At 59.9% G+C, this 23,567-nt stretch carries 18 protein-coding genes and 1 pseudogene; 10 read left to right on the top strand and 9 right to left on the bottom strand.

The genetic code is table 11. From position 1 onward, the window contains the following. The first annotated feature begins 125 nt into the window (after positions 1–125). Positions 126–896 (top strand): ParA family protein, encoded by a 771-nt coding sequence (locus Q1W70_RS08095; protein ID WP_166592758.1) that lies wholly within the window; start codon positions 126–128, stop codon positions 894–896. 14 nt (positions 897–910) lie between these two features. On the opposite strand, the gene trxC is transcribed toward Q1W70_RS08095, so the two are convergent. Further along, a complete protein-coding gene (trxC, locus tag Q1W70_RS08090; RefSeq protein WP_185817854.1) occupies positions 911–1,345 on the bottom strand; it encodes a thioredoxin TrxC in 435 nt (144 codons plus the stop codon). A gap of 194 nt (positions 1,346–1,539) precedes the next feature. Between trxC and Q1W70_RS08085 the strand changes: the two genes are divergently transcribed. Together Q1W70_RS08085 and Q1W70_RS08080 are read left to right on the top strand one after the other, a co-directional pair. After that, positions 1,540–1,836, top strand: a complete 297-nt coding sequence (locus Q1W70_RS08085; RefSeq protein ID WP_302098747.1) for a type II toxin-antitoxin system HigB family toxin — start codon at positions 1,540–1,542, stop codon at positions 1,834–1,836. Then, positions 1,833–2,234, top strand: coding sequence for a helix-turn-helix domain-containing protein (locus Q1W70_RS08080; RefSeq protein ID WP_103397313.1), 402 nt, complete (start codon positions 1,833–1,835; stop codon positions 2,232–2,234). Before Q1W70_RS08085 ends, Q1W70_RS08080 begins: the two co-directional genes overlap by 4 nt. Positions 2,235–2,240: 6 nt before the next feature. Here Q1W70_RS08080 and selO read toward each other — a convergent pair whose 3' ends face one another. Genes selO through Q1W70_RS08065 form a run of 3 tightly spaced genes read right to left on the bottom strand, consistent with a single transcriptional unit; the run spans position 2,241 to position 8,880 of the window. Further along, positions 2,241–3,704 (bottom strand): protein adenylyltransferase SelO, encoded by a 1,464-nt coding sequence (selO, locus tag Q1W70_RS08075; RefSeq protein WP_182343208.1) that lies wholly within the window; start codon positions 3,702–3,704, stop codon positions 2,241–2,243. Between the two features lie 48 nt (positions 3,705–3,752). Continuing rightward, positions 3,753–7,103, bottom strand: coding sequence for a mechanosensitive channel MscK (gene mscK / locus Q1W70_RS08070; RefSeq protein ID WP_182343210.1), 3,351 nt, complete (start codon positions 7,101–7,103; stop codon positions 3,753–3,755). A gap of 34 nt (positions 7,104–7,137) precedes the next feature. Further along, positions 7,138–8,880, bottom strand: coding sequence for a potassium/proton antiporter (locus Q1W70_RS08065; RefSeq protein WP_265537092.1), 1,743 nt, complete (start codon positions 8,878–8,880; stop codon positions 7,138–7,140). Between the two features lie 318 nt (positions 8,881–9,198). Between Q1W70_RS08065 and Q1W70_RS08060 the strand changes: the two genes are divergently transcribed. Both Q1W70_RS08060 and Q1W70_RS08055 read left to right on the top strand, forming a co-directional pair. Then, complete coding sequence (locus Q1W70_RS08060) at positions 9,199–9,429, top strand: hypothetical protein (RefSeq protein WP_166592769.1); 231 nt, start codon at positions 9,199–9,201, stop codon at positions 9,427–9,429. Next, positions 9,426–9,728, top strand: coding sequence for a cell division protein ZapA (locus tag Q1W70_RS08055; RefSeq protein WP_166592752.1), 303 nt, complete (start codon positions 9,426–9,428; stop codon positions 9,726–9,728). Before Q1W70_RS08060 ends, Q1W70_RS08055 begins: the two co-directional genes overlap by 4 nt. Before the next feature lie 144 nt (positions 9,729–9,872). On the opposite strand, the pseudogene Q1W70_RS27255 reads toward Q1W70_RS08055, so the two are convergent. Then, positions 9,873–10,016: pseudogene (locus Q1W70_RS27255) on the bottom strand (hypothetical protein); the annotation flags it as partial. Here Q1W70_RS27255 and Q1W70_RS08050 point away from each other — a divergent pair. Next, positions 9,981–10,124, top strand: a complete 144-nt coding sequence (locus tag Q1W70_RS08050) for a hypothetical protein (RefSeq protein WP_166592751.1) — start codon at positions 9,981–9,983, stop codon at positions 10,122–10,124. The pseudogene Q1W70_RS27255 and the gene Q1W70_RS08050 overlap by 36 nt on opposite strands. A 168-nt stretch (positions 10,125–10,292) precedes the next feature. Here the strand turns inward: Q1W70_RS08050 and Q1W70_RS08045 are convergent, their stop codons facing one another. The 3 genes from Q1W70_RS08045 to putA form a co-directional block, all read right to left on the bottom strand. Further along, a complete protein-coding gene (locus Q1W70_RS08045; RefSeq protein ID WP_265537093.1) occupies positions 10,293–11,096 on the bottom strand; it encodes a hypothetical protein in 804 nt (267 codons plus the stop codon). A 233-nt stretch (positions 11,097–11,329) separates the two neighbouring features. After that, positions 11,330–13,132, bottom strand: a complete 1,803-nt coding sequence (locus Q1W70_RS08040; protein WP_302098746.1) for an acyl-CoA dehydrogenase — start codon at positions 13,130–13,132, stop codon at positions 11,330–11,332. A 261-nt stretch (positions 13,133–13,393) separates the two neighbouring features. Then, positions 13,394–17,347, bottom strand: coding sequence for a trifunctional transcriptional regulator/proline dehydrogenase/L-glutamate gamma-semialdehyde dehydrogenase (putA, locus tag Q1W70_RS08035; RefSeq protein WP_302098745.1), 3,954 nt, complete (start codon positions 17,345–17,347; stop codon positions 13,394–13,396). A gap of 460 nt (positions 17,348–17,807) precedes the next feature. On the opposite strand from putA, the gene putP reads away from it, so the two are divergent. From putP to Q1W70_RS08015, 4 genes are all read left to right on the top strand, one after another. After that, complete coding sequence (gene putP, locus Q1W70_RS08030; RefSeq protein WP_302098744.1) at positions 17,808–19,292, top strand: sodium/proline symporter PutP; 1,485 nt, start codon at positions 17,808–17,810, stop codon at positions 19,290–19,292. Positions 19,293–19,539: 247 nt separating this feature from the next. Then, entirely contained in the window at positions 19,540–20,952 is a 1,413-nt protein-coding gene (locus tag Q1W70_RS08025; RefSeq protein ID WP_302098743.1) for a PAAR domain-containing protein, read from the top strand. Positions 20,953–21,509: 557 nt separating this feature from the next. Further along, a complete protein-coding gene (locus tag Q1W70_RS08020; protein WP_265537096.1) occupies positions 21,510–21,896 on the top strand; it encodes a hypothetical protein in 387 nt (128 codons plus the stop codon). A 68-nt stretch (positions 21,897–21,964) separates the two neighbouring features. After that, positions 21,965–22,804, top strand: coding sequence for a 23S rRNA (adenine(2030)-N(6))-methyltransferase RlmJ (locus Q1W70_RS08015; RefSeq protein ID WP_182343221.1), 840 nt, complete (start codon positions 21,965–21,967; stop codon positions 22,802–22,804). A 73-nt stretch (positions 22,805–22,877) separates the two neighbouring features. Here the strand turns inward: Q1W70_RS08015 and msrA are convergent, their stop codons facing one another. Then, positions 22,878–23,543: a peptide-methionine (S)-S-oxide reductase MsrA gene (gene msrA / locus Q1W70_RS08010; protein WP_166593086.1), complete on the bottom strand. Its 666-nt coding sequence runs from the start codon at positions 23,541–23,543 to the stop codon at positions 22,878–22,880. Positions 23,544–23,567 lie beyond the last annotated feature (24 nt).

Genomic DNA, 23,567 nt, shown 5'->3' with positions numbered 1-23,567 from the left:
GGAGGAACGCGCTGGTTAATTCGAGGAGATTGCAGCTGACTCTGTAGTCCGTTTGCCGCCAAGGTAGCTAAGCAGCATCGAGGCCTACTACACTCGGTCATTCTTTGATACACGGAGGTTTTGCAATGCGGCGCGTGGTGTTCAATCAGAAAGGTGGCGTGGGTAAGTCCAGTATTGCCTGCAATCTGGCGGCGGTCAGCGCCAGCGAGGGCTATCGCACCCTGCTGGTGGATCTCGATGCCCAGGCCAACTCCACTCAATACCTCACCGGCCTGACCGGCGATGACATTCCGATGGGGATTGCCGATTTCTTCAAGCAGACCCTGTCGTCCGGGCCGTTCTCGAAGAAGAACCGGGTGGATATCTATGAAACCCCGTTCGACAACCTGCACGTGATCACGGCCACGGCCGAACTGGCCGACCTGCAGCCCAAGCTTGAGGCCAAACACAAGATCAACAAACTGCGCAAATTGCTCGATGAACTGGCCGAAGACTACGACCGGATCTACCTCGACACCCCGCCAGCCCTGAACTTTTATGCGGTTTCAGCGTTGATCGCCGCCGATCGTGTGTTGATTCCCTTTGATTGCGACAGTTTCTCCCGTCAGGCGCTGTACGGCCTGCTGGCGGAGATCGAAGAATTGAAGGAAGACCACAACGAAGGCCTGGAGGTCGAAGGCATCGTGGTCAACCAATTCCAGGCGCGGGCCAGTCTGCCGCAGCAGATGCTCGATGAGTTGATTGCCGAAGGCCTGCCGGTGTTGCCTGTGTACCTGGGCAGTTCGGTGCGCATGCGTGAGTCGCACCAGGCCAACATGCCGCTGATCCACCTCGACCCTCGGCATAAACTGACCCAGCAGTTCGTCGACCTGCACAATCTGCTGGAACACTCCTGACCTTCACGCGCGCATCAGATGCCCTGGGCGCGCAGCCAGCCGAGCAATTGCGGTAACGGCATGGCCCCGCTCTGGCGTGCCACTTCCCGGCCGTTCTTGAGCAGGATCAGGCTGGGAATCGAGCGAATCGCCAACTGAGCCGACAGTTGCTGATTGGCCTCGCTGTCCAGCTTGGCCAGGCGGCATTTGCCCTGCAACTGCGCGGCAGCCTGGGCGAACACCGGTGCAAAGGACTTGCACGGCCCGCACCAATCCGCCCACACATCCACCAGCAACGGCAGGTCACCCTTGATCTGGCTGGCGTAGTCCCCCTGTTTCAACTCGAACGGCTTGTTCAGCAGGACTTCGGCCTTGCAGCGCCCGCATTTCGGATGGTCGCCCAGGCGTTCGGCGGGAATGCGGTTGAGGCCGTTGCAGTGGGGGCAGGGGATGAGGAGTGGGTCGGTCATGAGTGATATCCAATGGGAAGCTGATAACACCTAGTTGGAGACGTTTGCTCATGTTTTCAATCGCGCAGTGATCAGCGTGAAAACCAGGCTGAGTCGTACCGAGCCAGACCGCTGGTCTACTTCGGATTATCGCAACTTGCGATATTTCTTATCTGTGAATAACTCCCCATAGCAAAATGCGATAAGGATGTTGCATGCATGTTCTCACCGAAAAAAGAGTACGTGAAGCCAAGGTCAGATGGCCAATGGCAGCCAATGCGCTGGACCATTGGTATCAATTAGCCAAAGGAAGCAATCCGTCGGATTTTGCGGCGATGAGAGCCACATTCTCTGCTGTCGACAAGGTAGGTGAGCTTCATGTTTTCGATATCGGTGGCAACAAGCTGCGGTTGATAGCTTTTGTCAGATATCGATCGAAAAAGCTTTATATCAAGCCTGTGCTGGATCATCGCGAATATGACCGCGGCAAGTGGAAGGAGGAAAAAGCATGAGTGTACTGATCAAAAAAGCTGCCGAGCATTGGGAGTTTGTCTCACCGCTGCTTCGAAAACCGAAAAGTGAAGATGACTATGACCTGCTGGCGCATGCACTGGACGAGTTGCTCGAGATGACGGGCGATGATGAGTCCCACCCGCTGATGAGCCTGGTGGATATCATTGGTGACTGGATTGAGGAGTGGGACCATAAGCATCACCCGATGCCCAAGCCTAGCGGGGTCGAGATTCTTGGCTACTTGATGCGTGAACACGGCCTCAGCCAGAGCGACCTGCCTGGCGTCGGCCCTCAGTCGGTCGTGTCCGAAATCCTGAGTGGCAAGCGCCAGCTCAACCTGCGCCAAGTCCGCTGGTTGGCCGAGCGCTTTAGCGTGTCGGTTGAAGTCTTTATCTGACTCACCTCACGACGAGCAACTGATCTCCAGGTGCTTGCCCCATTCCGGCGGTCGCTCTGCGTAGCTTTCCATCCCCGCTTGTTGCTCGAATGGCTTGCTCAGCACCGCATGCAGTCGGCGGACCTCCGAGTAGTCGCCGTTTTCTGCCGCATCGATGGCTTTTTGCGCCAGATAGTTGCGCAGGATGTACAGCGGGTTGACCCCGTGCATTCGTGTGCGGCGTTGCTCCTGGTCAACCACTCCTTCACGGGCCACCCGGGCCCTGTAGCGCTCACCCCACGCATCGAAACCCTGAATGTCGACAAAGTCATCGCGCAAGCGGGCGAGGGCCTGTTCGGGGGCTTCATCGCCGAGGCGGCGGAAAAACAGGCTGTAGTCGACGGCGCTGTTTTGCATCAGCTGCAACAACTGCTCGACCAGTGCCTGGTCATTGTCTTCGCCGGTGGTCAGGCCCAGGCGCCGGCGCATCAGGTCCAGGTAGTGGGCCTGGAACAGCGGCAGGTACAGGCTCAGGGTCTCGCGCAGGGCTTCGACGCTGATGAATGGCGTCAGGGCTTGTGCCAAGGCGCTGAGGTTCCACTGACCGATCGGGACCTGGTTGCTGAACGAGTAGCGACCCTGGTCATCGGAGTGGTTGCAGATGAAGTGGGCATCGAAGTCGTCGAGAAAGGCGAACGGCCCGAAGTCGAAGGTGATGCCCAGGATCGACATGTTGTCGGTGTTCATCACCCCATGGCAGAACCCATACGCCTGCCACTTGGCAATCAGTTCGGCGTTGCGCTCGACGATTGCCCGGAACATCGCCAGGTACGGCTCCGGCTGTTCCAGGCACTCGGGGAAGTGCAGTGCCAGGACGTGTTCGCCGAGGGCCTTCTGCTGCTCGGCACGCTTGGTGTAGTAGAAGTATTCAAAGTGACCGAAACGCACGTGGCTCGGCGCCAGGCGCAGGACCATCGCCGCCCGCTCCTGTTTTTCGCGCCACACGGGTGTGCTGGAGCCGATTACGCACAGCGCGCGGCTGCTCGGGATGCCCAATGCGTGCAGCGCTTCTGAGGCGAGGAACTCGCGGATCGAGGAGCGCAGCACCGCTCGGCCATCGCCCATGCGGGAGTAAGGCGTCTGCCCGGCCCCCTTGAGATGCAGGTCCCAATGCTCGCCGGCCTGGTTGTAGACCTCGCCCAGCAATAGGCCGCGGCCATCGCCCAGTTGCGGGTTATAGGAGCCGAACTGATGCCCGGAGTAGACCATTGCCCGGGGTTCGGCCTCGGCCCACAGTTTATGACCGCCGAACAGCTCGGCGAACACCGGGGTCTCGGCCACCGCGGGGGCGAGGTCCAGCAGGGCCATGGCGGCGTGGCTGGCCACGACCAGGCGCGGCTCGCTGATGGGCTCGGGCAGGACATGGGTTGAGAACGCGTCGCCCAGGCGAGCGAAGCGGTTGTCGAAGGTCAGTTCGTCGAGGGCTTTCAACGGCCATCTCCAGCAGAATGTCCGAGCATTCTGCTGGGGATTGCGCGGTTAGTCGAGTTTCGGCGCGGACGGCGGTTGCTCGCCAGGGAGGTCCTTTGCCGGAACGATGGTTTTCGTTTCCGGTTCGATCGGCACCATCTTGTACTCCTGGCCGTGGAGGTTCTTCAGGTAGATCTCCATCTGGCGGAACGAGATGTTGATGTGCTGCTTCTTGAATTCACGGTTGATAAACCGGTTGATCTCGTCGAGGACCGGGTTGCGGTCACCCAGGTCACGCACGTGCACGCGCAGTTCGTGATCCAGGGTGCTTTCGCCGAAGTTCAGGAAGTACACCAGGGGCTCCGGCTCCTTGAGCACCCGCGGGTTTTCGCGGGCGGCCTTGAGCAGCAGCTCCTTGACCAGGTCCAGGTCCGAGCCATAGTCCACGCCAAGCTTGAGCGTCACGCGGGTGACCGTGTCGGTCAGCGACCAGTTGATCAGTTGCCCGGTGATGAACGTCTTGTTCGGGACGATGATGTCCTTGCGGTCGAAGTCGGTGATGGTGGTGGCGCGGATGCGGATTTTGCTCACCGTGCCCGACAGGTTGCCGATGGTGATGGTGTCGCCGATCCGTACCGGACGCTCGAACAGGATCATGATCCCGGAGATGAAGTTGGCGAAGATTTCCTGCATGCCGAAACCCAGGCCGACCGACAGCGCGGCCACCAGCCATTGCAGCTTGTCCCAACTGACCCCGAGGGTCGACAGCGTGGTCACAAAGCCAATGCCGGCAATCACGTAGGTCAGCAAGGTGGTGGTGGCGTAGGCGCTGCCCTGGGCCAGGTTCAGCTTGGACAGTACCAGCACTTCCAGCAGGCCGGGCAGGTTGCGCGCCAGGGCCAGGGTGATGCCGATGATGATCAGGGCTCCGAGCATGTCGCCGATGCTGATCGGCACCATGCTCATGTTGGCGCCGGTGCCGCTGGTGTATTCGTAGAGGGTGATGTTGTCCAGGTACGAGAACACCGTGATCAGGTCGGCCCAGACCCAGTACAGGGCGGCAATGAAGCCACCCAGCAGGGCCAGGCGGATCAGGCGCAGGGATTGCTCGTTGACCTTCTCGATGTCCAGCGTCGGCTCTTCGACCACCACTTCGCCGTCGCCGGCTTCCTTGGCCGCCAGGCGCTTGGTCAGCGCTCGCTGGTAGGCCAGGCGCCGAGCCGCCACGGAAAGGCCGCGCACGAAGGTGGCCTCGATCACCAGCCAGAACATCAACAGGTACAGGGTGTTGATCAGCCGGTCGCTGAGCTTCAAGGCGGTGTAGAAGTAGCCGAAGCACACGGCAATGAACAAGGCCACGGGCAGGGCGGTGAACAGCACCCCGAGCGCCTTGCGAAACAGCGAGGCGTTGTTGTGGTTCGGGCTGTTGAGCAGCAGGCGACTGAGCAGCCAGGCCATCAGGGCGTAGCAGGTCAGCACCACGCCGATGCCCAGCACGTCGTCGGCCAGCGCCGCCGGTTGCAACTCGGCCACCGCCACCACGGCGACCAGCGCGATCACGACCACGCCCAGGCGCCGGATCCAGGTGCGAAGGAACTCGACCTGGGGTTTTTCCCAGCGGAAGTGCAACTGGGCCACGCCGCCCGGCGCCAGGATCCGGTAGGCGGTGTAGAACACCAACCAGGCCTGGGACACTTGCAGCAGGGCCGCGCCGAGGTTGGTGTTCTGCCCGCGGGCGTCGATCTGCAGGGCGTAGCCACACAGCGCCAGTGCCAGGGATACCGGCATCGCCAGCAGCACGTTGATCAGGATCGCCTGGGGCGTGTGCCACTGGCTGTCGCGCTTGAAGTGCCCGATATCCTGGTGGACCTTGTTCAAGCGGCCATACAGGTACTTGCGGCGCCACAGCAAAAAGCCGAACAGCAACGCCAGCGGGGTGAACAGCAGTGGTCGCTGGGTCAGGCCGTCACTCAACTCGCTCAGGGTCGAGGTCCAGGGCAGGGTGTTGATCTGTTTTTCCAGGCGCGTCGGCACGGTCCGCAGCCATTCCAGGTCCAGCGGTTTGTTGCTGGGGATCCAGAACATCTGTTCGTCGAGGGTCGAGCGCAGGTTCTGGGCGGTGGTCAGCAGTTGCTTCTGGTTCAGCTGCAGGGTGATGGATTCGTTGAGCAGGGCGCTCAGTTCACGGTTCAGGCGCTCCAGCAGGTCGGCCCGGGTCAGCGCCAGCTCCAGCAGGTTCTTGCGCAGTTGCGGGGTCACCTGGTCCGGCGGTTGGGCCGCCAGCAAGTTATCCACATAGGCCGTGGGATTGCTGATCAGCTCGCGTTGCTGATTGACTTCGAACTGGTACAGGCGGATGTCGGCAATCTGGTCGGCCAGGTCGCCGTCCAGGCGCAGGCGGGGTAACGCCTGCTTCTGCTTGTAGAGGATCTTGGACAGCAGCAGGCTGCCCTTGAGGACGCTGATCTGTTCGTCCAGCGCCGCGTCGCTCTGGGTCACGGTGTCGAGCTGTTGCTTGGTTTGCAGGTTCTGCTGGGTCAGCTCGTTGAGGCGGTCGGTGCTTTTGAGCAGGTAGTCGGAGAGCTTCAGGTTGGCCGCGCTTTCAGTGGCGAGCAGGCTGCTGCCGCCGGCTTTCTGGGCTTCGATCGACTGCTGGGTCACCGTCTCCTGGGACTGTGCCAGGCGTTTCTGGTTGATCAGGGTCTGCAGGTCCTGGATCTCCTGCTCCATGCGCGCGGTGCGTTCGGTCAGCAGGTCGTGCTGGCTGTTGCCCAGGTCCTGCAGCTGGCTGTTGCCGGCCAGTTCCTGGCGGCGCAGCGGGATCAGCGCGTTCAAGGCGGCGAGCTCGGCATTGAGCAGGTCGCGTTGTTCGTTGGAGAGGGTCTTGCCGTTGTCCTTGCCGGTCTTGAGGATGTTGTTGATCTGCAGGATGCGAGTCTGGCTACTGCTGATTTCGGCCTGGGCGCGCTCGGGGCGGGTCTGGGCCGTGATGATCAGGCTGTTGGCTTCGGCCAGGGCCTTTTGCAGGTCGCTTTGCTGGGTGCTGCGATCGGTGAGCATCTGCTCCAGTTGCGGCACGCTCAGGCTGGCGTAGCGCTGGGCAACCGGGATCACCTTGGTCGCCTCGAGGCGTTCCAGTTCGCGCTGGTTCTCGATGTTCTGCTTGGGCGCGGTGCTCAGTTGTTGCTTGAGGTCGGTGAGGCGCTTGTCGTAGTCGGCCTTTTTCGACAGCTGGGCCAGGGTCTGTTGCAGCACCGCTTGCAGGGCTTTTTGATCGGCCTCGGGCAGTTTGCGTTCGGCGATCTTGTCCAGGCTCTTCTGCACGGCGTCAGCGGAGGGTGGTTCGGCCGCCTGCAGGGTGCCGACGGAAAGACTCAGCCCCAGCAGGGCGATAGCTAAAAATGTGCGCAGGGTTGGCATAGAGACCGATCGAAGACGTGGCGGAAAAAGGAGTTTAGAGGAACAACCCGGGGCCCGGGCGACTTCCTTCGGGGAATCTGACGCCCACTTTGGCAATCTTGTTCCCGTCCATGACGGCGACCGTCCAGATGGTGTTGTTCCATTCCACCTGGTCACCCACCACCGGAGCGCCGCCGACTTTCTGGGTAATGAAGCGACTGAGCGGCATGTCCGGATCGACCCCTTCCAGTTGCAGCCCGTACAGCGCGGAAACCGCGCCCAGCTGGGCGTCGCCTTCGAGAACGAAGTCGCCGAAGAAGCGCAGGTCCAGGCCCCGTTGCGGTGCCTGGCTGAACAGTTTTCCCAGGGCCGGGAGGTTGTGTTCATGGCCGATCACGCAGAGCAGGTCATCGACTTCCAGCACCGTACTACCCGACGGATGGAGCAGTTGCTGGCCACGAAACAGTGCCGCGATGCGGGTGCCTTCGGGCATTTTCAACTCACGCAGCGCTGCGCCGATGCACCATTTCTCCGCGCCGAGGCGGTAAACGAACAGTTCCCACTCGCTGGTCACGTGTACTTCCAGGGCTGCGCGGGAGATCGGCGCGGGCTCCGGCGGTACCGTCACCTTCAGCAGCTTGGCCACCCACGGCAGGCTTGTGCCCTGGACCAGCAGTGACACCAGCACAATGAAGAACGCCAGGTTGAAATACAGCTGGGCATTGGGCAGCCCCGCCATCAGCGGGAACACCGCGAGAATGATCGGTACCGCGCCGCGCAGGCCGACCCAGGAAATGAACACCTTTTCCCGGCCATGGAAGGCCTTGAACGGCAGCAGGCCGACCATCACCGACAGGGGGCGGGCAAACAGGATCATCCACAGGGCCAGGCCGAGGGCCGGCAGGGCGATCGGCAGCAGATCGTGGGGCGTGACCAGCAGGCCCAGCACCAGGAACATGCCGATCTGCGCCAGCCACGCCATGCCATCGAGCATGTGCAGAATGCCGTGGCGGCTGCGTACCGGGCGGTTGCCGATCACCAGGCCACACAGGTACACCGCGAGGAAACCACTGCCGTGCAGGGCGTTGGTCAGGGCAAAGACCACCAGGCCGCCGGCGATCACCAGGATCGGGTACAGGCCGGTGGCCAGGTTGATGCGGTTGACCATCTGCAGCATCAACCAGCCACCGCCCAGGCCAATCAGGCCGCCGATGCCGAACTCACGCAGCAGGTGGGTCAGCAGGCTCCAGTGCAGGCCGGTCTGGCCGCTGGCGAGCATGTCGATCAGGGTCACGGTGAGGAACACCGCCATCGGGTCGTTGCTGCCGGACTCGATTTCCAGGGTGGCCGTCACCCGCTCGTTGAGGCCCTTGCCGCCGAGCAGGGAGAACACCGCCGCAGCATCGGTGGAGCCGACGATGGCGCCGATCAACAGGCCCTGGATCAGGTTCAGGTCGAACAGCCAGGCTGCAGCCATGCCGGTCAGCCCGGTGGTGATCAGCACCCCGACGGTGGCCAGCGACAACGCGGGCCATAACGCCACGCGAAAGCTCGAGACCCTGGTGCGCAAGCCACCGTCGAGCAGGATCACGGCCAGCGCCAGGTTGCCGACCAGGTAAGCGGTGGGGTAGTTATCGAAGATGATGCCGCCGCCGTCGACGCCGGCGGCCATGCCCACCGCCAGGATGATCACCAGAATCGGGATGCCCAGGCGTGAGGACAGTGAACTCACCAGAATGCTCGCACCTACCAGCAACGCGCCGATCAAGAACAGGCTGTTGATGGTCGTCGCATTCAAAGGCAGTACTCCGGAAATCTGAAAGGCGGGCACAAACTGACCATGCAGTCTGCGTGCCAGCGATTCTAACCTGTCGAAATGTGATGCTGTCAAAAAGCTTTTGAGTGGCCTGGCTTACGCCCGTGCAATCAAGGGGGCGCGGCAAACAATTGCCTGCCCCTGACGAGCTGCAGGAACCAGATGGGCCAATCGCAGTCTTTAACACTCGCAGGAAAGTTCGCCGCCAGCAAAATCAAGGCTCTGCGCCGGAATAACCCTGGCGCCTGTGGTGACTTTTCTTTATCGTACGCGCCCTTTGAAAATGCCCGGAAGATCAAAATGTTGGAAGCAACCCTAAGCCAATTGGAACAACTGGTCAGCGAGCTGGTGCAACAGAACCAGGAACTGCTCGGCACCAACCAGGCCCTGAGCACAGAGCTGGCCCAAGCCAAGGACGAAAACGAAAGCCTGCAACTGAGCCTGATGGAACAGGAAGAAAAGCAGGGCGCAACCGTGGCCCGTATCCAGGCCCTGGTTGAGCGTGTGAGCGCAGGCCCTGTGAACGCATGAACTACGGTGCCGATGGGGTAAAAGTCGTTTCCATTCTTGGAGAAGACTATTCGATCAAGGCACCGGCCGGGGAAGAGCAGACGCTGCTCGACGCCGCGCTCATGCTCAAGGCGGTGCTGGCTGAGACCAAGAAGAAATACCCGACCCTGATCGGGGACAAACTGCTGGTGCTGACGGCGATGAACCTGTGTTCAAAGCAGTTGGAAATGCAGAAGCGTCACCAACAGGAACTCGACCGTTACCAAGAGCAAGTCAGCGCCACGGTTGAAGTTATCGCCAAGACCATCAGTCAGGTCTGACTGAAAATAGCGTCGGCCCAGCCGGCGCTATCGCGGGCAAGCCCGCTCCCACTTACTCTGTGAGCAACAGAGACCCTTGTGGGAGCGGGCTTGCTCCGGGCGGCGATCCGACGATTGGATTTGACCAGCCCCACAAGGCATTGATCAAAACCACTCATCCTGCATGCCCAGGCACACATCATTTCGCGCTTCAAGAATCGCCAACTCAGGGTGGCAACCCGGCACTTCCCACGTCAGGAAGCAGCGTGCTGCTTGCTGCTTGCCTTTGTAGAAGCCGACATCTGCGGCATTGCTGTAGATGCCCTTTTGGATTGGGTTCAGGCGGGTGGGGCCACGGCCGCGGCAGAGCAGTCGGCAGTAATGGAAGAGATTAACCACAATGCGCAGTTGGGCTGATCTGGCGCGGCAGATGGGTGGGCTTAGTGTGCGGTAGCGAATGCGTCGAGCCGATTGGCATTGGTTCGGGTTTGTTCGAAGAGGCGATTTGCTGTTTTCTGAAGTGCGCGATGCCTGGCAATAGCCATGATGAAGTTTCTTTGGTTCATCATGGCTATTGCCATGTTTTCAACTGACAGCAAGATAAATGTCGAACGCTTCGCTGTTGGAGGGTTTTTCATCGCAGAACTTATAGTCGATGACGTGCGTTGCGCTCGTGGTGGTAATTTGATCACCGTGTGCGGCGACAAAGAATACATGATTGAAGTCGATGTTACGGCTGCTGTTATACGTTTCTCCTGCAGCTTCGAGGGTGACACTGTAAGTGTTGTCTCTGATCAGCTTGAATGTTTTTTTGTCGATTCGGGAGTTGGAGTGGGCAATGATATCCCCGGTTCGCGCGGCGAAAATAAACTGATCGTGGCTGATGTTGTCCCTTCTGAGAATGACTTCGTCCTGTTCAATGCGTGCGATAAGTTCACAAGTCCAGTTATTGCCATTTTTGTAGAAGACTTTTCGTTGAAGCCTGTAGAGGACACCATTTCTCTTTACTTCAGCATCTTTGGCTATGGTTTCAAGCATTTCTCCAATAGATGTATTGAGCGCTGTTACTTCCTCAATGCCCTCTTTGGATTCTGTCTCGATGTATGTCTGATCTTTGTTCATTGGCATCAGCATGATGTTGATGTGGGTGACTTCGTTTTCACCTAAGTGATAAATTTTGCTTATGACACCTCTCCACTTATCGTGCAAGGCAAACACCGTGCGCGCAACATTGCCTGTCGAGGTAGTGGCAGCTTGAATGCAATGGCCTTTGTTTATGAGTGAACCGCCACGCGGAATCAATAGTTGAGTGCTCATGCCGTATTCTCCTTTGTCGCAGTGCTGGAGCAATGGGTATTCGTCATGTCGGGCTTCGATAGATGTGTTCATTCGAATTGTCCGAACGACAACAAGAACAACCATTCGGCGTTTCGAGCCTATTGATAAACGGTGCGCCGCGCTAGCTGTCAGAGTTGACAGCTAGCGCGGGCAGGTAGGACCTGATAAAAGCAGCGGAGTGCTGCGATCGGCCTTGCCGGTAAGCCGGCTCTACTTGGGGGGGCGTCATACGACGGTAGGGGGAATCCTCTAGGCGCTGGCTCGCGAGCGAAGCTTTCAGCGGTTTAGAACCACTCATCCTGCATGCCCAGGCACACGTCATCCCGCGCTTCAAGAATCGCCAGTTCATGGTGGCAACCCGGCACCTCCCACGTCAGGAAGTAGCGTGCCGCTTGCAGCTTGCCTTTGTAGAAGCCGACATCGGCGGCATTGCCCTTGGCCAACCCTTCTTCGGCGCGGATCGCCTGTTCCAGCCAGCGCCAGCCAATCACCGTGTGACCGAATGCCTTGAGGTACAGCGCCGAGTTGGCCAGGCTGCTGTTGACCTTGCCTTGGCCCAGGTCGGTGAGCAGGCCGATGGTCACGGTTTGCAGGCGCGCCACCAGCTTTTCTAGCGGTTCACGTAATGGCGTCAGCGATTCATATGCCTGGGCACGTTCGGCGGTGTCGGCGATCAGGCGGATCAACTGTTTCAGGCCCGCGCCGCCGTTTTGCGCCAATTTTCGCCCCAACAGGTCCAGCGACTGAATGCCGTGGGTGCCCTCGTGGATCGGGTTCAGGCGGTTGTCGCGGTAATACTGCTCCACCGGGTACTCGCGGGTGTAGCCGTGGCCGCCGAGAATCTGGATCGCCAGTTCGTTGGCCTTGAGGCAGAACTCCGACGGCCAGGATTTGACGATGGGCGTCAGCAGGTCCAGCAGTTCATGGGCGTGCTTGCGCTCGGCCTCGCCGGGCAGGGTGGTGGTGTCATCGAACAGCCGCGCGGCATACAGGCCCAGGTCAAATGCACCTTCCACATAGGCTTTCTGGGTCAGCAGCATGCGCTTGACGTCGGCGTGCTGGACGATCGAGACCGGGGCGGTGTTCGGGTCCTTGCTGTCCGGCAGACGACCTTGCGGGCGTTCGCGGGCATATTCCAGGGAGTACAGGTAGCCGGCATACCCCAGCATCACCGCGCCCATACCGACGCCGATCCGCGCCTCGTTCATCATCTGGAACATGCAGCCCAGGCCCTGGTGCGGCCTGCCGACCAGATAGCCGACACACTCCCCGTTATCGCCGAAGTTCAACGCAGTCGAAGTGGTGCCGCGCCAGCCCATCTTGTGGAACAGGCCGGCCAGCAGCACGTCATTGCGTTTACCGAGGCTGCCGTCATCGTTGACCAGGAACTTGGGCACGATGAACAGCGAAATCCCTTTCACGCCGGCCGGTGCGTCCGGCAGTTTGGCCAACACCATATGCACGATGTTTTCCGAGAGCGGGTGGTCGCCGCCGGAAATAAAGATCTTGTTGCCCTTGAGACGATAAGTACCGTCAGGCGCCGGTTCGGCGCGGGTGCGGATGTCCGACAGCGACGAGCCGGCGTGGGGTTCGGTGAGGGCCATGGTGCCGAAAAACCGACCGTCGATCATGGGCTGCAGGAAACGTCGTTTCTGTTCGTCGGTGCCAAAGCTCTCGATCAGGTTGGCCGCGCCCATGGTCAGGAACGGGTAGGAGGTGGTGGCTGCGTTGGCGGCTTGAAAGTGGGCGAAGCAGGCTTGCGACAGCAGGGTCGGCAACTGCATGCCACCGGCCTCGAAACGACGGGCGGCATTGAGAAAACCGGCCTCGAGGAAGGCGTCCACGGCGGGTTTGACTTCCGGGATCAGGATCGCCTTGCCGTCTTCATAGCGCGGCTCGTTCTCGTCGCCCTTGCGGTTATGGGGCGCAAAGTGCTTCTCGGCAATGCTGCGGGCGGTGCCTATGGCCGCGTCAAAGGTCTCGCGGTTGTGCTCGGCGAAACGCTCGCGCTGGGTCAAACCCTCGGCATCGAGGACTTCGTACAGCTCGAAAGCCAGATTGCGGGAACTGAGCAGCGTCTCGGACATGGCGGCCTACCTTTGATTGGAGTGGACCGAGTCTAGGCGTGGGAATAGGAGGCTGAACAGGATGATTGATGAGCGTGATGGTGGGGAAGAGCGGTGACTTAACACACGTACCACAAACCACTGTGGGAGCTGGCTTGCCAGCGATGGCGGCAGATCAGTCAACATTAATGGTGACTGACACATCGCTATCGCTGGCAAGCCAGCTCCCACAGGGATTGTTGCTTGACCGGGCATCTGTTGCAGATGCCCGGCTTATCGGTTTTAGCCAATAGTCATCAAGCTTGCATTGCCACCCGCCGCGGCGGTGTTGACGCTCAGTGCGCGCTCGATCACCAGGCGCTCCAGCGCAATCCCGGTTTCACCCGGTGCCTGGCCGTGGACCCCGACGATGGCGCCGGCACGGGTTGCCACTTGCTGGCAGACCGCACGCAACTGGTCGGAGTGACCGTGATGCAGCACGGCATCAATCACCACTTCATCCTTGGTCCAGTCTGCAACCCGCTGGATACGCGCCTGCACTTCTTTTGGCAGGCGTGCCAGCAGTGCCTTGCTCAGCTCGTTCTCCGGCATCACTGCCGAGCCGCCCACGGCCAAGACCGCAGCCAGTTGTGTCAGCAGGTCGCTTTCGCTGTCTGCCAGGCACAGCACGTGTTCACGCGGCAGGATCGCATAGCTGTTGCGCTCGCCGGTCGGGCCGGCCAGGACGCGGGTGATACCGCTTTGCGATTGCTCGGCGAACTTCACGCACAGGGCGCTGAGGTCGTTGAGCTTTTGGCTGTCGGCCCAGGCTTGCAGGGCGGTCAGCGGTTTGCGCATGGCATCACGCAGGCGCACGTCCGGCGCTGTCTCGGCATCGGCGCGGGCGAAGGATTGCTCGATCGCGTCGCTTGGGCGAGTCGACAGCAGGCGGTACAGGTACAGCGGGCCACCGGCTTTCGGGCCAGTACCCGACAGGCCTTCGCCGCCGAACGGTTGCACGCCGACCACGGCACCCACGATGTTGCGGTTGACGTAGACGTTACCGGCATTGACGTTGTCGATCACCTTGGCGATGGTCTCGTCGATGCGTGTGTGCACGCCCAGCGTCAGGCCGTAGCCGGAAGCGTTGATCTGCTCGATCAGCAGGTCGATGTCTTTACGCTTGTAGCGCACCACGTGCAGTACCGGGCCGAAGATCTCCCGTTGCAGCTCGTCGAAGCTTTCCAGCTCGATCAGGGTCGGCATGACGAAGGTGCCGCGTTTGACTTCCTCGCCATCGGCGATTGCCACCTGGTACACGGTGCGACCTTTGTCGCGCATGCCCTGGATGTGCTTCTCGATGCCCGCCTTGGCTTCGGCGTCGATCACCGGGCCGATGTCCACGGACAGGCGCTCCGGGTTGCCCAGGCGGCATTCAGCCATGGCGCCCTTGAGCATTTCGATCACGCGGTCTGCCGAATCTTCCTGCAGGCACAGTACCCGCAGTGCCGAGCAACGCTGGCCGGCGCTGTCGAAGGCCGAGGACACCACATCGATTACCACCTGTTCGGTGAGGGCCGAGGAGTCGACGATCATGGCGTTCTGGCCACCGGTTTCGGCGATCAGTGGGATCGGACGGCCCTGGGAGTCCAGGCGCCCGGCGATGTTGCGTTGCAGCAGGCGCGCCACTTCGGTGGAACCGGTGAACATCACGCCTTTGACGCGATCGTCGCCGACCAGGCCAGCACCCACGGTTTCACCACGGCCCGGCAGCAGTTGCAGGACGCCTTCCGGAATCCCGGCTTCGAGCAGCAAGCGTACGGCTTGGGCCGCGACCAGCGGGGTTTGTTCGGCCGGCTTGGCCAGTACCGGGTTACCGGCGGCCAGCGCAGCGGCAACCTGGCCACTGAAGATTGCCAGCGGGAAGTTCCACGGGCTGATGCACACCACCGGACCCAGTGGGCGGTGGGCGTCGTTGCTGAAATCGTTGCGTGCCTGCACCGCGTAGTAACGCAGGAAATCCACGGCTTCGCGCACTTCGGCGATGGCGTTGGCGAAGGTCTTGCCGGCTTCGCGGGCCAGCAGGCCCATCAGCGGCTGGATCTCGCCCTCCATCAGGTCGGCGGCACGTTCCAGGATCGCCGCGCGCTCGGCGGGCGGGGTGGCCTGCCAGATCGGTGCGGCGTTGAGGGCGCACTGGATGGCGTTGTCGACGTCTTCGACGGTGGCTTCCTGGACATGACCGACCACGTCGCGATGATCCGACGGGTTGAGGACCGGGGCCGGGGTTTCGCTGCTGGAGGCGCAGCCGAGCATCGGCGCGGCTTTCCAGTTGTTATGGGCGCTCGCCAGCAGGGCGCAGGACAGCGAAGCCAGGCGATGTTCGTTGGCCATGTCGATGCCGCTGGAGTTGGCGCGTTCGCTGCCATACAGGTCACGCGGCAGCGGGATACGCGGGTGCGGCAGGCCGAAGCCGCCTTCCAGCGTCGCCATCTGCTCGATCTGGTTCACTGGATCGGCCACCAGCTCCTGGATGGAGATCGACTGGTCGGCGATACGGTTGACGAACGAAGTGTTCGCGCCGTTTTCCAGCAGGCGACGTACCAGGTACGCCAGCAGGGTTTCGTGGGTGCCGACCGGTGCGTACACGCGGCACGGACGGTTCAGCTTGCCTTCGGAAACCTTGCCCACGACTTGTTCGTACAGGGGTTCACCCATGCCGTGCAGGCACTGGAACTCGTACTGGCCCGGGTAGTAGTTCTGACCGGCAATATGGTAGATGGCCGACAGCGTGTGGGCGTTGTGGGTCGCGAACTGCGGGTAGATGACTTCCGGTACCGACAGCAGTTTTCGTGCGCAAGCGATGTAGGAAACGTCGGTGTACACCTTGCGGGTGTAGACCGGATAGCCTTCCAGGCCTTCGACCTGGGCGCGCTTGATTTCGCTGTCCCAGTACGCGCCTTTTACCAGGCGGATCATCAGGCGATGACGGCTGCGGCGAGCCAGGTCGATCACGTAGTCGATCACGTACGGGCAACGCTTCTGGTAGGCCTGGATCACAAAACCGATGCCGTTCCAGCCCGTCAGTTGTGGTTCGAAGCACAGGCGCTCGAGCAGATCCAGCGACAGTTCCAGGCGGTCGGCTTCTTCGGCGTCGATGTTCAGGCCGATGTCGTATTGCTTGGCCAGCAGGGTCAGCGACAGCAGGCGCGGGTACAGCTCGTCCATCACGCGCTCGTACTGGGCGCGGCTGTAGCGTGGGTGCAGGGCCGACAGCTTGATGGAGATGCCCGGGCCTTCGTAAATGCCGCGGCCGTGGGAAGCCTTGCCAATCGAGTGGATGGCTTGCTCGTAGGACGCCAGGTATTTCTGAGCGTCATGTTCGGTCAGTGCTGCTTCGCCGAGCATGTCGTAGGAGTAGCGGAAGCCCTTGGCTTCGAACTTGCTGGCGTTGGCCAGGGCTTCGGCGATGGTTTCACCGGTCACGAACTGCTCGCCCATCAGGCGCATGGCCATGTCGACGCCCTTGCGGATCATCGGTTCGCCGCTTTTGCCGATGATGCGGCTCAGGGACGAAGTCAGGCCGGCTTCGTTATGGGTGGAGACCAGTTTGCCAGTCAGCAGCAGGCCCCAGGTCGCGGCGTTCACGAACAACGACGGGCTGTTGCCCAGGTGCGGCTGCCAGTTGCCGGTGCTGATCTTGTCGCGGATCAGGGCATCGCGGGTACCTTTGTCGGGAATCCGCAGCAGCGCTTCGGCCAGGCACATCAGGGCCACGCCTTCCTGGGACGACAGGGAGAATTCCTGCAGCAGGCCCTGGACGATGCCTGCACGGCCGCCGGCGCTCTTCTGGTTACGCAGTTTTTCCGCAATCGAGGCGGCCAGCTTGTTGGTGGCCTCGCACATCGGTGCTGGCAGGCGCGCCTGCTCCAGCAGCATCGGCACCACTTCCGGCTCCGGGCGACGGTAGGCGGCAGTGATCGAGGCGCGCAGGACCGATTGCGGCAGGATGCTTTCAGCGAACTCAAGGAAGCACTGGTGCGCGTGGTCGACGTGTACGTCAGCGCTGTCGTCGGCCTCGGCACGGGTCAAACCGTTGAGCTCGGTCAGGGTTGCACCACCCTCGAGTTTTTCCAGGTAATTGAAAATCGCCTGCTTGATCAGCCAGTGCGGCGTGCGATCAATCGAGGTCGCGGCGGCTTTGAGGCGCTCGCGGGTCGGGTCGTCGAGTTTGACCCCAAGGGTGGTGGTAGCCATATTTTTATCCTCATGTTTGCCACGACCGCGTGGCATCAGCTGGCGGCAAGATTAGCCGCGCGCCGAATGAGGTGCAACCGGGTGCAACCCTTTTTTTGCCGGAATTAACGGCAGTTCGTCAGGAAATAAATTCAAGCAAGTGCCGGTCGCTCCTGCTTGGTGCTTTTTGTCCCAGTCCATTGAGTTTCTTGCTCCGAAAAGGAGCAAAAACTGTCCTCTAAAATAAATTTCCGACTGGGTGCAACTTATTCGGACGAAACAGGTTGCACCTCATTTGCTTTGTTGAATAGCATTCGCGCCCAAGGTGCAACCATCCACGAGACGGTTCATCGGCTGATGGCTTTCCTGGGGAAACATCAGTCATAAATGCGCGGATTCTCCAATCGTCTTTCAAACGTAATCGTTTGGTGGCGGTTCAACAGACCGCCGCTACATAAAAACAAAGCCAGGGCGTAACTCAATGAGTGCAAGCAATCCAACCCTGATCACGTTCGTGATCTACATCGCAGCAATGGTGCTGATCGGCTTCATGGCCTATCGCTCCACCAATAACCTGTCTGACTACATTCTCGGTGGCCGTAGCCTGGGCAGCGTCGTGACCGCGCTTTCCGCTGGCGCCTCGGACATGAGTGGCTGGTTGTTGATGGGCCTGCCAGGCGCCATCTATATGTCGGGCCTGTCGGAAAGCTGGATCGCCATCGGCCTGATCATCGGTGCTTACCTGAACTGGCTGTTCGTGGCCGGTCGCCTGCGGGTACAGACCGAGCACAACGGTGATGCACTGACGCTGCCGGACTACTTCTCCAGCCGTTTCGAAGACAAGAGCGGTCTGCTGCGGATCATTTCTGCCGTGGTGATCCTGGTGTTCTTCACCATCTATTGCGCCTCCGGCATCGTGGCCGGTGCCCGTCTGTTCGAAAGCACCTTCGGCATGTCCTACGAGACCGCGCTGTGGGCCGGTGCTGCGGCGACCATTGCCTACACCTTCGTTGGTGGTTTCCTGGCAGTGAGCTGGACTGACACCGTACAAGCCACACTGATGATCTTCGCCCTGTTGCTGACGCCGATCATCGTGCTGCTGGCCACTGGCGGCGTCGACACCACCTTCCTGGCCATCGAAGCGCAAGATCCAAGCAACTTCGACATGCTGAAGAACACCACCTTCATCGGCATCATCTCGCTGATGGGCTGGGGCCTGGGCTACTTCGGCCAGCCGCACATCCTGGCGCGTTTCATGGCGGCGGATTCGGTGAAGTCGATCGCCAAGGCGCGTCGCATCTCCATGACCTGGATGATCCTGTGCCTGGGCGGCACCGTGGCCGTGGGCTTCTTCGGCATCGCCTACTTCTCGGCGCACCCGGAAGTAGCCGGTCCCGTGACTGAGAACCCTGAGCGTGTGTTCATCGAACTGGCCAAGCTGCTGTTCAACCCATGGATCGCTGGCGTGCTGCTGTCGGCCATCCTGGCGGCGGTCATGAGCACCCTGAGCTGCCAACTGCTGGTGTGCTCCAGTGCCCTGACCGAAGACTTCTACAAGGCTTTCCTGCGTAAGAACGCTTCCCAGGTCGAGCTGGTCTGGGTCGGCCGCGCCATGGTTCTGGCGGTTGCGCTGGTGGCCATCGCGATGGCAGCCAACCCGGAAAACCGCGTACTGGGCCTGGTGAGCTACGCCTGGGCCGGCTTCGGTGCCGCCTTTGGTCCGGTGGTGCTGATCTCGGTACTGTGGAAAGGCATGACCCGTAACGGCGCACTGGCCGGTATCGTGGTGGGTGCGGTTACCGTGATCGCCTGGAAGCATTTCGAACTGCTGGGTCTGTACGAAATCATCCCAGGCTTCATCTTCGCCAGCCTGGCGATCTTCCTGGTCAGCAAGATGGGCGAACCAACGGCTGGCATGCTGCAGCGCTTTGCCGCAGCAGAGAAAGATTTCCACCTGAACAAGTAATTGCCAGGGCCAATGCCCTGATCAATCGCTGATCAAAGAACGGCCCGCAGCCTGATGGATGCGGGCCGTTTTTTTGTGGGCCCTGTTTGAGTCGGTCATGGGCTCAACGGTGGTTTTTGTCTCCTGTTTCTGGGTTGTTCGTGGGAGATTTCCCATTCGCGATGCCCTGTCTTGAGTTTCCTCTGCGGCCACGTACTTTGCGCTAGCCCCGTGCAAGTGCGCAGCCAGCAGACAAGGAGTTCAAGCAATGACGAAGGGATATTTCATTCGTAAAGGTGACAAGACCAGTTGTGGTGGCGAGGTTCTGGAGGCAGATACTCGCGTCACGCTGTTTGGCTTCGCCCATGCGCGGGATGGCGACCGGGTTTCTTGCGGAAAGGACAATGAAACCTACGTGATTGCAGGTGGCGTCTCACACATCACCAGCCACGGCAGGATTGTCGCGGGGTCGCTGGATAGCCTCAGTAGCTGCCCCTGTAAAGCAGAGTTGATTCCCTCATTGACCAGCGTCTCTTACGAGCCCGCGCGAGGTGCGGCACAGCGTGCCGCCATGGCCCCTGTCCAGCCGGTCGCATCCGCCACCAGCCACCCTACAACGCCACGTTCATCCGGCTTCATGCCTGCGCCGAATCCTCAGGTGCCAATGCATGGCAACAACGCACAACCAGCAGACCCTGGGTTCTACATCGTGCCCAGGAGCACCACCGGCGAACAACTCGAGGCTTCGTTGTTCACCCTGCGCGACCCGGCGGTAATGGGCAAATTCAAACTGCTCAATCCCAATCTGCGGGACGTCAAGGCCGGCTCGATGATCGTACTGAGCGATCCCAATAACTTCCAGTGCAGCCGTGAAGAAGCGCTGCTCATGGATGTGGCAGCCAGGACCAACCAGGTGCTTGAAACGCTTAGCCCGCAAGAAGCGGATTTCATGATGCAACACCGGGATGTAATCCAGACCTTCCTGAGCTATGGCTCTGGCGCTATCGGTGTCGGCGCGAGCATTTTCAAGAGCAATCTGGATAACGTAGGCAGTGCTTTGAGGGATATTGAAGTGTTGCAACAGGCGACGCTCCAAAGAGATGGGCACCTGCGCTCGCCGGCTTTTTTTGCAGAACGCCAGCGGTTGCTCGCTCAACTGAACAGCCATATGACGGCACTGACCCGCAAGGGCATTGGATTTCCCCAGCACATCAATTTGAAAAAAATGCTGGGTATCTCCAGTCAAAGCCTGGTCCACCATTGGACTAATGCCAGCCCAGCGGGGCAAATACCGGGGCATGCCACACATCTTGAAGGAGTAGCGAGGGCTTCAAAATATGTCCAGTACGGCGGTTGGTTAGGGACTGCCGTCGGCGGAGGAGCTTCTGCTGCGAAGGTTCAGGATGTGTGTGCTGCAGGAAATAGCGAAGCGTGTAGACGAATCCGGCTTACTGAGTCAGGGAGTTTCACGGTAGGAGTGGCTGCTGGCATGGCCACAGGCAGGATATTAACCGCGCCGGTAGTCGGAGGCCTGTGCGTTGCTCTGGGAGTTCCAACAGGCGGCTTTTTAACGCTTGCTTGCAGTATCGTTGCTGTGGGCGCTGGCTCGTATGCGGGGGGTACGTTGGGAGAAATGAGCGGCGAGTTCATAGGCGAAGCGATTTACGAGTCGACGAAATGACTACTGCAGAAATGATTGCTGGCAGTTTGTGTGGCTTGGCGTTCGTATTCGTACTTGTCGGCAACTGTTTCGCATTGCACTTGGGGTATACGAAAAGAGAGTTCTTATTGGGGCATTTCAAGAATAGCTCCCCAAGCATATCTAATGCTGCACGCATACATAAGGGTTATTGGGGTAGGCTTCAGCTCGTGGGAAGCGCTTGTATGGTTCTTGCTTTTCCAAGTTTTTTCATTAAGCACGGTATTCTAAGTGTTCAGGACTTTGCAGGCTTTCCTCGTCCGCTAAGATGGAAGTTAGTTGTGCTGCAATGGAGTGTTATCGTGTCATTCACTGCTATGGTCTTACTGGTCGCGTTATGGAAATCCGGAGCGCTCAAATAGCTGGCCAAGACGCGATGACGCCGCAGTTAATTGCAGTGTATGCCACTCGTTTAAGAGGGTTTTGGTGAAAAGAATTTTTGGTGAAAATAAATCAGTCCTCATTTTTTTACTTTCAGCAAGCTATACCGGAGGGAAGGCTGGTGAAGGTGCAACCGAAACAATATATGAGTCTCTTAATTGACCCTGAGCACCGCTGATACATTATTCCTTGTCGTAGGAATTATTGACATTGCAGGGTTGTTCGCGGGAATTGGCTACATGCTTTTTCTAGCAAACACAAAAATGGATATTCTTCAGCGATGTTTTAAAAACAGCTGGGGCGTTACGGAGGGGAGTGCCTTTGAATATAGCGGGGTGTGGGGAAGAATAATGATGATTGGTCGTATATCAGGTTGTGTGGCCTTCTCTACCTTTTACATTAAGCACGGACTTCTCAATCCTGACGATTTAAAAGAGCTACCTGTTCCTCTCAAACAAAAACTAATCGCTTTGCAGTGGGTTGGTATAATTTTGTTGGTTGTTATGCTTTGTCTCGCGTTGCTAGCTGAGCTGGATGTTGTCTGATTTGGAGGGCGAACCCCTGACTTGCTGGCCGGTAAAAGGTAAACTTCGCCTCCTTCGCAGGAGCAGCCATGAATTATCGTCACGCCTTCCACGCCGGCAATCACGCCGACGTGTTCAAACACCTGACCTTGACCCGCCTCATCGCCCTGATGTCGCGCAAGGAGCAGCCGTTTGCCTATCTCGACACCCACGCCGGCATTGGTCTGTATGACCTGCAGGGCGATCAGGCCAGCCGGACCGGTGAGTACCTGGAGGGTATCGCGCGATTGTGGGGCGAGCCGGATCTGCCGGTGCTGACGGCCGACTACATGCAGGTGCTGCACGAGATGAACCCGGATGGCCAGTTGCGCTATTACCCGGGCTCGCCGGAGCTGGCGCGGCGTCTGACCCGTCCACAGGATCGGGTCCTGCTCAACGAGAAGCACCCCGAAGACGGTTTGCTGCTCAAGGACAACATGAAGGGTGATCGCCGGGTCAAAGTGCACCTGGGCGAAGGCTGGCATGTGCCCCGGGCGATGCTGCCGGTGCCCGAGAAACGCGGCTTGATGCTGATCGATCCGCCGTTCGAGAAACTCGATGAGATGCAGCGCTGTGCTGCAGCGCTCAAAGAAGCGATTGGCCGCATGCGCCAAACCGTGGCTGCGATCTGGTACCCGGTGAAGGACCAGCGCCTGTTGCGCCGCTTCTATCAGGACCTGGCCGGTACGGGGGCGCCAAAGTTGTTGCGGGTGGAACTGCTGGTGCATCCGCTGGATACGCCCAACAGCCTGAACGGCTCCGGGCTGGCGATTGCCAATCCGCCGTGGGGGCTGGAAGAGGAGTTGCGGGAGCTGCTGCCCTGGCTGGCGCAGAAGCTTGGCCAGACCCAGGGTGGGTGGCAGATGGATTGGTTGATTGCCGAGAGTTGATCGGCCGTTTTGACGGCGTCTGATCGGACGCCATCGCGGGCGGCGCTCGGCTTGCCCGCGATGCTTTTAAGGATTAATTCCCCGCCAGACTCGGCGGCATGCACACGCCCGTGCCGCCGATCCCGCAGTAGCCTTCCGGGTTCTTTGCCAGGTACTGCTGGTGATAGGCCTCGGCGTAGTAGAAGGTCGGGGCCTGTTCGATTTCGGTGGTGATGGTGCCCAGCCCGGCCTTGGTCAGTTCTGCCTGGAACGTTTTCTCGCTGGCCTTGGCTTCGTCCAGTTGTTCAGGTTTGACCGCGTAGATCACCGAACGGTACTGGGTACCGATGTCGTTGCCCTGGCGCATTCCCTGGGTTGGGTTATGCAGCTCCCAGAACATCGCCAGCAGTTCTTTGTAGCTGACCTTGTCCTGGTCATACACCACCAGGACCACTTCGGTGTGGCCGGTCAGGCCCGAGCAGACTTCCTCGTAGGTCGGGTTGGGGGTGAAGCCGCCGGCATAACCCACCGCCGTGCTGACCACGCCTTCACGCTGCCAGAACTTGCGTTCTGCGCCCCAGAAGCAGCCCAGGCCGAAGATCGCGAACTCCACATTGCCGATGAAGGGACCCAGCATGTACTGGTCCTTGTTGACGAAGTGTTTCTCCGGCACGGTGATTGGCGTTTCGCGGCCGGGCAGGGCTTGTTCTTTAGTTGGGAGCACGTTTTTGTTCACCAGAATTTCCGAGCGCAAGACCATGATCAGTCCTCTCAGTCAGAGTAT

It is taken from the genome of Pseudomonas kielensis (assembly GCF_030505375.1).
Classification (GTDB): Bacteria; Pseudomonadota; Gammaproteobacteria; order Pseudomonadales; family Pseudomonadaceae; genus Aquipseudomonas; species Aquipseudomonas kielensis.
This window is presented reverse-complemented; position numbering and strand designations above follow the sequence as displayed.